This window comes from Lipingzhangella halophila (assembly GCF_014203805.1).
In the GTDB taxonomy this organism is placed as follows: domain Bacteria; phylum Actinomycetota; class Actinomycetes; order Streptosporangiales; family Streptosporangiaceae; genus Lipingzhangella; species Lipingzhangella halophila.
This window is the reverse complement of sequence record NZ_JACHJT010000001.1, coordinates 749,596-760,963: the sequence shown is the minus strand read 5'-3', so window position 1 is coordinate 760,963 and position 11,368 is coordinate 749,596. Positions and strand designations below refer to the sequence as shown.

The 11,368-nt window shown below is 68.3% G+C and carries 14 protein-coding genes and 1 pseudogene; 6 read left to right on the top strand and 9 right to left on the bottom strand.

The annotated features are described in order from the left end of the window. Positions 1–219: 219 nt before the first annotated feature. The 3 genes from F4561_RS03545 (at position 220) to F4561_RS03535 (ending at position 1,742) form a co-directional block, all read left to right on the top strand. On the top strand, positions 220–408 hold the full coding sequence (locus tag F4561_RS03545) for a transposase (RefSeq protein ID WP_184574736.1): 189 nt from the start codon (positions 220–222) through the stop codon (positions 406–408). Between the two features lie 81 nt (positions 409–489). After that, positions 490–1,320 (top strand): IS5 family transposase, encoded by an 831-nt coding sequence (locus F4561_RS03540; protein ID WP_184574734.1) that lies wholly within the window; start codon positions 490–492, stop codon positions 1,318–1,320. Continuing rightward, positions 1,317–1,742, top strand: a complete 426-nt coding sequence (locus tag F4561_RS03535; protein ID WP_184574733.1) for a hypothetical protein — start codon at positions 1,317–1,319, stop codon at positions 1,740–1,742. The genes F4561_RS03540 and F4561_RS03535 overlap by 4 nt, the downstream gene beginning before the upstream one ends. A 435-nt stretch (positions 1,743–2,177) precedes the next feature. Here the strand turns inward: F4561_RS03535 and F4561_RS03530 are convergent, their stop codons facing one another. The 7 genes and pseudogenes from F4561_RS03530 to F4561_RS03500 all read right to left on the bottom strand — a co-directional run bounded on the left by F4561_RS03530 (position 2,178) and on the right by F4561_RS03500 (position 8,079). Beyond that, positions 2,178–3,416 (bottom strand): cytochrome P450 family protein, encoded by a 1,239-nt coding sequence (locus F4561_RS03530; protein ID WP_221445352.1) that lies wholly within the window; start codon positions 3,414–3,416, stop codon positions 2,178–2,180. 473 nt (positions 3,417–3,889) lie between these two features. Continuing rightward, a complete protein-coding gene (locus F4561_RS03525; RefSeq protein WP_184574731.1) occupies positions 3,890–4,045 on the bottom strand; it encodes a hypothetical protein in 156 nt (51 codons plus the stop codon). Positions 4,046–4,161: 116 nt separating this feature from the next. Beyond that, a complete protein-coding gene (locus tag F4561_RS03520) occupies positions 4,162–4,617 on the bottom strand; it encodes a hypothetical protein (RefSeq protein WP_184574729.1) in 456 nt (151 codons plus the stop codon). Positions 4,618–4,675: 58 nt separating this feature from the next. Then, positions 4,676–4,969, bottom strand: a pseudogene (locus tag F4561_RS32265) (MGMT family protein); the annotation flags it as partial. Between the two features lie 345 nt (positions 4,970–5,314). Further along, positions 5,315–5,662: an SPW repeat protein gene (locus F4561_RS03510; protein ID WP_184574727.1), complete on the bottom strand. Its 348-nt coding sequence runs from the start codon at positions 5,660–5,662 to the stop codon at positions 5,315–5,317. A 150-nt stretch (positions 5,663–5,812) separates the two neighbouring features. Then, positions 5,813–6,973, bottom strand: a complete 1,161-nt coding sequence (gene moeZ / locus F4561_RS03505; RefSeq protein ID WP_184574726.1) for an adenylyltransferase/sulfurtransferase MoeZ — start codon at positions 6,971–6,973, stop codon at positions 5,813–5,815. A 203-nt stretch (positions 6,974–7,176) separates the two neighbouring features. Next, positions 7,177–8,079, bottom strand: coding sequence for an alpha/beta fold hydrolase (locus F4561_RS03500; RefSeq protein ID WP_184574724.1), 903 nt, complete (start codon positions 8,077–8,079; stop codon positions 7,177–7,179). A gap of 138 nt (positions 8,080–8,217) precedes the next feature. Between F4561_RS03500 and F4561_RS03495 the strand changes: the two genes are divergently transcribed. The 3 genes from F4561_RS03495 (at position 8,218) to F4561_RS03485 (ending at position 10,273) form a co-directional block, all read left to right on the top strand. After that, positions 8,218–8,439 carry an Rv3202a family protein gene (locus tag F4561_RS03495; protein WP_184574722.1) on the top strand — a complete coding sequence of 74 codons (222 nt, stop codon included), beginning with the start codon at positions 8,218–8,220 and terminating at the stop codon, positions 8,437–8,439. Positions 8,440–8,679: 240 nt separating this feature from the next. After that, complete coding sequence (locus F4561_RS03490) at positions 8,680–9,303, top strand: TetR/AcrR family transcriptional regulator (RefSeq protein WP_184574719.1); 624 nt, start codon at positions 8,680–8,682, stop codon at positions 9,301–9,303. A gap of 202 nt (positions 9,304–9,505) precedes the next feature. After that, complete coding sequence (locus F4561_RS03485; protein WP_184574717.1) at positions 9,506–10,273, top strand: mechanosensitive ion channel family protein; 768 nt, start codon at positions 9,506–9,508, stop codon at positions 10,271–10,273. 93 nt (positions 10,274–10,366) lie between these two features. Here the strand turns inward: F4561_RS03485 and F4561_RS03480 are convergent, their stop codons facing one another. Both F4561_RS03480 and F4561_RS03475 read right to left on the bottom strand, forming a co-directional pair. Further along, entirely contained in the window at positions 10,367–10,612 is a 246-nt protein-coding gene (locus F4561_RS03480; RefSeq protein ID WP_184574715.1) for a hypothetical protein, read from the bottom strand. Positions 10,613–10,867: 255 nt separating this feature from the next. Further along, positions 10,868–11,179, bottom strand: coding sequence for a DUF6401 family natural product biosynthesis protein (locus F4561_RS03475; protein ID WP_184574713.1), 312 nt, complete (start codon positions 11,177–11,179; stop codon positions 10,868–10,870). Positions 11,180–11,368: the final 189 nt, after the last annotated feature.

Below are 11,368 nucleotides of genomic sequence, written 5' to 3'. Positions count from 1 at the left end.
CAAGAGGGTGCTCTGCGAACCCGGCGGAACGGGAGTGGTCAAAAGATGCTCAGGACAATGTACGAGCACCCAGTGCCGTTCCGCGGCCCGACCATCGAATTTGCGCCTCCGGTCCCATCACGGGCACCCTGAGTCCCGGTGTTCCGAGTTCCAGGGCCACATTAGAGCCCGTCTCAAAAGCCCTGCGAGTTCGTCCAATCCCGGACATGATCACGTGCCGTGAGCGATACGTTGCCCGATGGGCTGTGGGAGTTCGTCCAACAGCTTCCGCCCCCTCCGCCGAAGCCCGGCCGGCCTCGCATGGACCAGCGTGCGGTGCTAACCACCGTGCTGTTCGTCCAGGTCTCGGGCTGCTCCTGGGAGACGACCGACGGCCTGTTCGGCATCAGAGGGCGTTTCGTGGGTTGACGCCCGCTGTGTCCTATTGTGATGAGGTGAATTTGTAGCGTTACCACTGCCTGGTCAGCTTGGACGTGCTGGGATAGCCGGGTGACGGAACGCAAGCCCTACCCCAGCGACTTATCCGACGAGCGGTGGGCCCTGATCGAACCGGTGATCACGGCCTGGAAGGCCGCCCACCCCTCGGTCAGCGGCCACCAGGGCGCCTACGACATGCGCGAGATCGTCAACGCGATCCTCTACCAGGGCCGCACTGGCTGCCAGTGGGCCTTCCTGCCTCACGACCTGCCGCCCTCCAGCGCCGTCTACTACTACTTCGCCGCCTGGCGCGAGGAGGGCACCGACCAGACCATCCACGAGCTGCTGCGCTGGCAGACACGGGAGAAACAAGGTCGATTATCCGACCCGAGCCTGGTGGTTCTGGACACCCAGAGCATCCGCGCCGCGGCCGCCGTCCCCTCCGACACCACCGGCAACGACGCGGGAAAACGCGTCACCGGGCGCAAGCGTGGCCTGGCCGTGGACGTACTGGGCCTGGTCGTGGCGGTGGTGGTCCTGGCCGCATCCGCCCACGACAACACCGCCGGCACCGCCCTGCTGGACCGTGTCACCGCCCGGACCGACACCGTACAAACCGCCCTGGTCGACCAGGGCTTCAAAAGCGCCGTCGTGGACCACGGAGCCGCGCTGGGCATCGGCGTGGACATCGTGGCGCGCAACCCGGCCGACCGCGGGTTCGTTCCCCAGCCCAAACGGTGGGTGGTGGAGCAGACCTACGGCACCCTGGCCCTGCATCGGCGCCTGGTCCGCGACTACGAGCACCGCCCCGCCAGTTCCGAGTCGCGCGTGTACTGGGCGATGAGCGATGTGATGGCCCGTCGGCTGACCGGCACCTCCGGCTCCCCCTGGCGCGGCGCATGAGCGGCCGCGAGGCGAGCGAACCGCTGCTGGAGGCCGTCGCGGAGCGGGAGCAGGCCTTGGCCCGCGAGGCCGAGCAGACCCGGGCCCGCATCGACGAGCTCACCGCGACGCTGAGCGAACTCGACGAGGCGATCGCGCATCTGCAGATCACCCGCACGACCCTTCTCTCCCTGGTCGGCGAGGACGACGCCGAGCCGGCCGCACCGCCTCCCGCGCTGCCCGACCACCCCGCCTACCAGCAGATCATGGACGCTTTCGTCGACCTCGGCCGACCGCTGCGCGCCCGCGACCTGTGCCAGACCCTGGACCTGCCCATCGTGTCCAAGAACGTCGAGAACACCCGCTCCAAGCTCAAACGCCTGGTCAGCCGCGGCATCCTCACCGAGACCGAGCCGGGCTTGTTCACCCGGCCGCGCCCATAGCCCACCAGAGGCCTCCTGACCAGTCCGCCTCATCCAAACCCAGCAACGAAAGGGACATCAACCCACGAAACGCCCTCTCACCCGAGCCACCGCCCACCGCTGGTTCCAGACCTGGACCGAGACGGGCCTGCGGTCCCGCATCCACCCGGCCGTGCTGGACGAGCCGGGCCCACGCGCGCTGCTGGACTGGTCCCGAGCCAAAAGAGAGGGAGAAGACCGGGCCGGACCCCACTGATCGCGGCAAACCCGGCTCCACGCTCCACCTGCTGTGCGACACCCATGGACTCCCGCTGACCCGCGCGATCTCCTCGGCGGGGCGCGGACAGCGACACGGATCCGTGCCCCACCAGGTGAACGGTGCCCGCGCGTCCCCGGCGCAGGCACCGCTCAGGTACAGCCGCCGGAGGGGATGACGGCCGCAGGGGCAGGCTGAAGTTAGGCGGTGGCCATGGAGGCACCGAGGCCGACATGGCGGGCCAGGACCACCCGCAGCGAGGCGGGGTGGTTCATCATCAGGCTGGGAGCCGGTCCTGGGCGCTGGCCCCACAGATGCATGTCGCGGAGCCGCTCGAACACGGCGGGCAGGGCGATTTCCAGTTCCAGGCGGGCCAAGGGCTCGCCCAGGCAGCGGTGCACCCCGTGGCCAAAGGCCAGGTGGGGTGCAGGTTCGCGGGTGATGTCGAAGTCATTGGCGCGCTCGAACACCTGGGGGTCGCGGTTGGCCGCCATGTAGGCCAGCAGCAGCGGCTCGCCCTTCGGCAGCGGGATGCCACCGACCTCGACCTCGCGGGCGGTGAACATCATCGGAATCAGCGCCGCGCTGGACTGCCAGCGCAGGATCTCCTCGATGGCCTGCGCCCACTCGACCTGCCCGGTGCGGATTAGTTCCATCTGGCCGGGGTGTTCCAGCAGCGCCTGCACCCCGCTCGTGATCACGCCCATGGTGGTTTCGTAGCCGGCGGTGTAGAACAGCAGGACGTTGTCACGCAGCTCCTTGGGGCTGAGTCGGGCGTCGTCGCTGTCGCGCACCGCGATCATCTGGCTAATCAAGCCCTCGTCCGGGTGGCCGCGCTTGTATTCGATGGTGGCGTCGATGAATGCGCACAGCTCATCTACCGCCCCTTCATGCAGCCCGGACAGGGTGCGAGTGGTCAGGTCGTGTGCTCTGGCCTGGTCCTCGGCCGGGATTCCCAGCAGTTCGGAGATCACACGGATGGGCAGCGGCACCGCGAACTCTTCCTTGAGGTCGACGACGCGCTCGCTCCCGGCGGTCTCCACCTCATCCAGCAGCTCGGCGACCACCGCCGCGACCCGGGGCTGGAGCTTTTGGATGCCGCGGCGGGTGAAGGCTTTCTGCACCAGTTGACGCACCCGTTTGTGGTCGGGGTCGTCGGTTTGCAGCATCGAGTCCACGCCGTTGAACATCGCGACGATGGGGTGGGCCGGGTCGATTTCGCCGTCATTGAGGGCGCGCCAATAGGCCGCGTTGCGCACGAAGTCGTCGGGCTGGGTGTTCAATGCCTCTTTGAGTGCGTCGTGGTGGGTGATGGCCCACAGCTTCACCCCTCCGGGAAGAACCACTTGAGCAATCGGGCCATGGGCGAAGAGGTCCGGTGCGAGGTCGGCGTGGCTGATGCCGGGTGCGAGGACGACGGGCGGGCGGTGTTCTGCCATGTCTCTTCCTTGATGGTGGGGGGTGTGAATCGGATCGGGAGGTACTCAAGGCGGTTGATGCTCAGCGAGCCATGGCGCACCAGCGCCGTGGAGTCCACCGCCAACTGCATCTCCGGCAGGCGGGCCGGTGTGGACATAGAGCAGCGCGGGGTCGGTAGACATGGGGGCACCAGTAGGTCACAGACCGAGAGGCTGGATTAGGGTTCGTTGGCTTCGGGGCGTAGCAGCTCCTCGAAGCTGACCACGGTGCCGGGGAGAGCACCAGGGGGTGGTTCCTCGTCGGGTCCGATGGCCATGGACCCAGCGGCGATCTGGGCGTCCTGGGGACCAGGCGCCCGTTCAACTCGCGCGTGCTGGAAGCAATCACGGTTGCCAGCAGCCCCAAGCCGGCGCGCTCGGGGACTGGCGACGAACCGGCGACCGCGGATAGTCCCAATGCAGACGGGACACGGCTTCGGCGGCGTGGGCGCCGCTCACGGCTCACCTGCCAGGTTGACCAGGGCGGCGGCTACACGGGCGTGCGCCTGCCCCAGATCGTCGATGGGCCCGATCGTCGGACCCCACTCCCAGAGAAAGGCGTCGCCGGTGACCGTGACGCCGGCGCGCATATCGGTGTCCGAGGTGGTCACCACCAGTCGCTGTGCGAATTCGGCGACCGTGAATCCGGAATCACGCAGTTGTACCACCAACGCTGTAAGCGGCTTGTATTCGGGCTAAATGGGCTCAACCATCATGATCCGGGATCTTATCGAAGATCGCGGCCCCAAATAATAACAACTGTTATACCCCAGGAAACTCGTAATCCGCGGACTAGTGCGGTACCCCCCATGCGTGCGGCCATGGCACGCAGGCGCTGTCCTCCCGCGTCCCGAGGGGCCTGGGTAAGCAACACCGACACGATTTCGCGGACCCGCATGGAGTTGCGCACGTGCTGCGGGGCGCGCAGCTCGGCGCCGTCGAACCACTCGAGGGCGCCAGCCGGGATTCGGCGTTCGCGGGCCAGGCCGCGCCCTACATCCAGCATCAGGGTGACACGCCGGCTGTGGCGGACGCGGAATTCGGACTGGTCGATTTTCAGCGCACGGTCGCGTATGGCCATGGCGGGCTCGTGCAGTTCTGTGCCGATCGCGACCCGCCAGACCTGCACATTCTCCGCCGCGAATCCGCCCCAGTTGCGGTCGGGAACACTCGACCCCGCCATCGGTCGGGCGCGGCTGTCCTACCGGCACTCCGCCGAACTCTTCGAGTAGGGCTCGGGGTCAGGCACCGTCCCAGCGTGCGCGGCGCATGTCAACGCGGCCAGCGTTCGGACGCAGCGGTGTGGCCTCGGCGGCGTAGTTCCGCAACGCCTCGACCTCCAGACCGGGCGGCGGGCGGCCGTCCGCGCGGATCACCCGCCACCAGGGCACGGCGCCGCCCCACATGGACATGACCCGGCCCACCTGCCGCGGCCCGGCCTCTTCCAGGTACTCCGCCACGTCGCCGTAGGACATCACCCGGCCCGGCGGGATGCGCTCCACGACGTCGAGCACGCGTTCGGCGAAGTCACCCGGTCCGGCGGCCGCGTCGCCGCCGGTACCAGCGGCAGCCGCAGCGCCAGTGTTGGTGTTGGTGTTGGTGTCCGCCTCCGGAACGTGCGCGCCCGGCCGATCCGCTGCGGCGCGGTCCCGGCCGCCGCCCGCGCCAACCGTTCCGGAGGCCACCGAAGCGATCGCTAAGAGGTGGGAGAGCAGCACGCCCTGACCCTAGCGACAGGATGACCGGACCGCACAGGTGCGGGCGTGCCGATCAGTTGTCCGGCCATGAGTCGGGCCGGCCCGTGGGCCGGCCCGCGTCCGGTCGTGTTCGGCGGCACGCTCCAGGGGCGGGTGGTCCGGCCTGGCCGGGCCACCCGAGAACTAGCGTGTAGCTGCCTTGCGATGGGCGGTATTCGCGAGCGGCAGGCTCACGATGCCCATCACCGCGATCACCGCACCGGCGATCCACGCCGTCCATGCCGCCGCCATGGTTCCGGCGAACGCCAGGAGCCACGGCGAGAGGAACATCAGTACCCCGAGTGCGAGCGTGACCACTTCGGTGGCGATCAGGCCGGGGCGGGTGATCGAGATCACCGCCGCGAGGACGGTGAGGACGCCCAGGATGAGCATGGCTGCCATCCCGATCCCAAGCATCCCGTGCCAGACCCAGCTAACGGCCGCCGCGACGCCAGCGACGACGGCGACCCAGTCCTCCCAACGTCCTTTCATGGGTTACCTCCCCGTTCCCGCCCGGAATCTCGGGCCGTTACCGGGGTTCCTACCCACGGCACGCTGCCGCAGAACGCGAGTCGAAAGGCGCCGCGCGGTATAGCCCCGGGCCGCCTTGGTGGCCCGGGGCGTGGGACCGGGAGCGGAGCCTCAGTAGGACGGCAGGCTGGGGTCGACCTGGTTGACCCAGGCCAGCACGCCGCCACCCACGTGCACGGCGTCGCTGAACCCGGCTCCCTTGAGCGCGGACAGCGCCTCGGCCGAGCGCGCGCCCGACTTGCAGTGCAGCACGATCTGCTTGTCCTGCGGCAGCTTGCCGAACGCCGCGCCGTTGAGGAACTCGTCCTTGGGGATCAGGATGGAGCCCGGGATGTTGACGATCTCGTACTCGTTCTTCTCCCGGACATCGACGAGCTGGAAGTCCTCGCCGTTGTCCATCTTCTCCTTGAGCTCCCGCGCGGTGATGGTGGAGCCCGCGGCGGCGTCCTGCGCCTCGTTGGAGACCGTGCCGCAGAACTCCTCGTAGTCGATCAGCTCGGTGATCGGCTCACCCTCGGGATCCTTGCGGACCTTCACGGTCTTCCAGGTCATCTCCAGAGCGTCGAAGATCATCAGCCGGCCGACGAGGGGGTCCCCAATGCCGGCGATCAGCTTGATGGCCTCGTTGACCATCACCGATCCGATGGAGGCGCAGAGCACACCCAGCACGCCGCCCTCGGCGCAGGACGGCACCATGCCGGGCGGCGGGGGCTCGGGGTACAGGTCGCGGTAGTTCGGCCCGTGCTCGTTCCAGAAGACACTGACCTGACCGTCGAACCGGAAGATCGACCCCCACACGTAGGGGATGTTCAGCAGCACGCAGGCATCGTTGACCAGGTACCGGGTGGCAAAGTTGTCCGTACCGTCGAGAACGAGGTCGTAGCCGTCGAAAATCTCCAGCGCGTTGGAGGAGTCGAGCCGCTCCTTGTGCAGTACGACCGAGGTGTGCGGGTTGACCTCCTCGATGCTCTCGCGCGCGGACTCCGCCTTCGGCTTGCCGACGTCGCTCTGCCCGTGGATAACCTGACGCTGCAGGTTGGACTCGTCCACTTCGTCGAAGTCGATGATGCCAAGCGTGCCCACGCCAGCGGCGGCAAGGTACAGCAGGGCGGGCGAGCCGAGCCCGCCGGCCCCCACGACCATGACCTTGGCGTTCTTCAGGCGCTTCTGGCCGTCCATCCCGACATCGGGGATGATCAGATGACGAGAGTAGCGGCGCACCTCGTCGACGGTCAGCTCGTCAGCCGGTTCGACCAGCGGCGGCAGCGACACAGCAACTCCTCAACTTCCCTTGATGGCGTCACGTCCCCTTGAAGGGAGGCGCCTGCAACGCCGGCGCGTTCGGGTCCGTGACGAGCTTCCATTGGTACCCAACCTACGAGGTGGGGTTTGACATTCCCACCCTCAGGTGCCAATCCGTGCCCGGCGCTGGCGGGGCACCACCTGATCCGCCGTCCCCTCCTGGCCGGGGCACGTTAGTGGGGCGCTTCCGCCCGCAGGAACGACCGCAGTTCGCGCGCCACACGCTCCGGGCTCTCCATCATGGGAAGGTGCCCGGCCTCCGGCAGCAGCACCAGGCGGTTGCGGGGGAAGGTCCGCGCGGCCCGACGGGCCAGACGCGGGTTCACGAACTTGTCGTGGCCGGAGTAGATGAGCAGGGTGGGGCACTGGACCTCGGCGGCCTGCCGCCACAACGAGCGGCGGCCGAACCTCAGGTACTCGGCGACAAGTCCGCGCAGCGACTCGAGCACCGCCGTGTGCCAGTGCTCCTGCTGCTCGCGTTCGCGCTCGGCCTCCAGGGCGTCGAGCACCCGCTCGGCCGGGGCGGAAGCGGGGTCGTAGAAGGTGGCGTCGAGCATTCCCTGGACCCGGACCTCGGCCGGCCGGCTCTGGATCCGGGCGTAGACCGCGGGCCCGACAACGGGGATCAGCGCGCCGGTCATCTGGTAGGGGATGCGCCGCGGCCACAGGTCCGGCAGCGCGGGCGAGATGAGGGTGAGGGTACGTACCAGTTCCGGGTAGTCGGCCACCACGCGCACGGCCGTGGCCGCGCCCATGGAGTTGCCAACGAGGTGGACCGGCGACGCGCCGTCACGGATCAGGTCGGCGACGGTCGCGGCGTACGCGTCGAGGCTGTAGTCGCCGTCGGAGGGCGGTGGGGACTTGCCGAAACCGGGAAGGTCGGGCGCTTCGCCAGCCAGCTCGGGCGACAGCGCGCCCATCAGATCGGTCCAGTTGCCGGCGGAGCCGGCAAGCCCGTGTATGTAGAGGGTACGCGCATTGGCCGCGGCCGCGCCGGAGCCGTCCTGGCGGACGAAGACCCGCCGGCCGCCGGGTCCGCGGAACTCGCCTGGCCACAACGAGATCGGTTCCCCCATCGGCCCTCCGTCCGGTTCGTGTTGTCGTGCACTCTATTCCGTCTACCGGGGAGTATGCGCCCCAACCCGCGGCATGACCGTCCCGCCCACAGCCGAGTAGCGTGGAAGGGAAGCCCAGCGACATTGCAGGAGGCTCTCGTGACGTCCCATCAGCAACCCGGCGAATCTACCGAGGAAGAGAACGGGGAGCCCGCGCTGGAGTCCGCGGAGGCCGACTCCGCCGAGCAGCGCGCGGACATAGCCGAGACGCCCCCGGACTGGATGCGCAGCGGATACCCCGGTGCCGGGACCGAGGCTTCCGAGGCGGACACGGTGGAGCAGCTCCAGGAAGTGGAGCTGGACGAGGACGACTACCGCTAGCGCCGTGTGCCGCACCGGCCCGTTAGCCGGCGGTGTGCTGGGACCAGCACGGCGCGCCTGGTCACCGAACCGTCCCCGGCTTCATGGGGATCATGGCGGCGGGTAACCTACGTCCGAGTAAGATGGTGGGGTACTGCACCGGGACGCGGAATGCGCACGTCTGCCCGGTGGCACGTTGCAGAGCACACGTCATCGAGCGTGGCGCCCGTACGCGCCGCGATGAGTTCGGAGGGTGTGGGTGTGACAGCTCCTTCAGACGCCCGCCCGCGCGGGACCCGGTTGCCCCGGCTCGCACGACGGCGCCAACTGCTGGCCGCGGCACAGGAGGTCTTCGTCGCCCACGGCTACCACGCCGCGGCGATGGACGAGATCGCCGAGCGCGCGGGCGTCAGCAAGCCGGTGCTCTACCAGCACTTCCCGGGCAAACTGGAACTTTACCTCGCTCTGCTGGAGCAGCATTCCGAGGCTCTGGTCGAGAAGCAGCGCGAGGCGCTTGAGAGCACGACCGACAACCGGCAGCGGGTCACGGCCAGCTTCCAGGCGTACTTCGACTTCGTGGCGGGCGAGGGTGAGGCGTTCCGGCTCGTTTTCGAGTCGGACCTGCGCAACCTGCCCGCTGTGCGGGAGAAGACCGAGGAGACCCAGCAGCGCTGCGCCGAACTCATCGGTGAGGTCATTCGCCAGGACACCAGCATCTCCGACCGCGAGGCGCAGCTACTGAGCGTCGCGCTCGTCGGCATGGCGGAGACCAGCGCACGCCATTGGCTCAGCACACAGGGGGCGATCCCCAAGGAGGCGGCCGAGCTCCTCGTCGCACGCCTGGCGTGGCGGGGAATCAGCGGCTGGGACCTCACCCGGAGCTAGCTCACCCGCAGCCGGGATGCGCGCCGCGACACGCGGTGGCGCGCGTCCCGGCTGTTAACTATCCGTAGCCAGACGCTACTTCCCGAGATTCAGGCTGTCCGAAAACGGGTAATCGCCGGGGTGAGAACAACCGCTCGGTTTCGCCGGAGGACATGGGAGCCCGAGCCGGCGGCGGAGCACCTTCGGGGGGAAGGAAGCGTCCATGAATATCGAGCAAGGACTGACGGAGGCGTGGACCGCCGTAGTGTCCTTCGTCCCGCGCCTCGCGGCGTTTCTGGCCATCCTTATCGTGGGCTGGTTGATCGCCAAACTCATTGGCAGGCTGGTTTCCAAGGGCCTCGCTCGCGTGGGGCTCGACCGCGCTCTTAACAACAGCGGTGTCGGCGAGTACTTCCAGCGCAGCAAGTACAGCGCGAGCATGCTCTCCGGGAAGATCATCTACTACGCCGGTGTGCTGATCGTGTTGCAGCTCGCGTTCAGCGTGTTCGGACCGAACAACCCGATCACCCAACTCATCGACGGCGTCGTCGCGTGGATTCCGCACGCGATCGTGGCGCTTGTCATCATCGTTGTGGCCGGCGTGATCGCGAAGGCGGCGCGCGACCTCGTCTCCGGAGCGCTCGGCGGCCTCAGCTACGGCGGCTTCCTGGCGAACGTGACCGGGATCTTCATCATGGCGCTCGGTGTGATCGCCGCCCTGAACCAGATCGGCGTGGCCACCACCGTGACCCAACCGGTGCTCATCGCGGCTCTCGCCACCATCGGCGGGATTCTGGTCGTCGGTATCGGCGGCGGCATGGTGCGTCCGATGCAGCAGCGCTGGGCTCGCTGGCTCGACATGGCCGAGCGCGACACCAGCGCGTTGCGCGAGGACGAGAGCTACCAGGCCGGGCGCGCCGACGCGACTCGGGGAGCCCCGGCTCGCCCCGAGGAACGTGCCCAGCAGGAGGAACACGCCCAGCAGGAATGACCAGCAGCACAGGCCGCGAAACGGGCGGGGTCGCCCGGCTCCGCCCCTCCGCGCAGGACGGCGGTGCGGCAGGCGCGGGCTGCCGGGTACGCGCTAGAGAAGGTCGGCGTCGCGGACGATCTCGTCGCGCGCGAGCCGGCCGATGCGACGCACCATGAGGACCGGGCCCAGCAGGACCGGAACGGCCGCGAGCCAGAAAGCCGGCGTCGTCCACTCGCTCAGCGCCATGGCTCCCGCGGCGACCGCAACGATCAGACCGAGCAGGAGAAAGTCCACGCGCTCCTTGTGGATCAGAACGCCGATCGGTGGGCGTGCCGCCCCATGCCGGCCGCTCCTCATGCGCTTTTCCTTTCTCGCGGCATCGGCCGCATCCTCGGTCACGGGGACTGTTCCCCGGTCACGGGTCACGGGGCTCCGGACCGCTTGGCCGTGGTTTCCTGACCAGGAAGTCTCGACCCGCCCGCGCTGCGTGACACGGGGACGAGTGTCGACCCTGGATGGACATCAGCGTAATCCCGGCGGGATCCCGCCGGGCAAGTTCAAGGACGGCCGTGTGCGCCCCGGTCCTGTGGACCACGCGGGGATGTGACCAATCTAGCGGACGAAACCGTACTCCTTTGCCATCCGGCAGATGGCCAGTACGCGCAGGGTCTCCCAGTCGTACTCGACCGAGCTCGAGTCCCAGCCCCGCTCGCGGCAGCCGTCCATGAACCCTTGCAGATAGTGCGTGAGGCTGCGACGCGTCACGGCCACGCGGTCGGCCAGTATCGAGTCTCGGACCGCGGCGGCGTGCTGGTCGAGCTGGGCCGTCAGCGCGGGATCCGCCGAGGTGCTCTCCGACCCGAAGAAGTCGAAGTCACGGGAGAGCCGCGTCAGCGGACAGTCAGCGAAGAACCCATTGCGCATGGTGGACACACATACCTCGAACAGGGAAGGAGATCAGGACGAAGCACACTATATACAGACAAACAACAAATGCATCAAATATGTACCAAGACCCCGTAACGCGGAGCGGCGCGGGGAGCGCGCTTCCCCGGGAAGACGCACTTACCCGCAGGTAAGTTCCGGCCGCGCCAACGCCGCGGGGCCATGGAG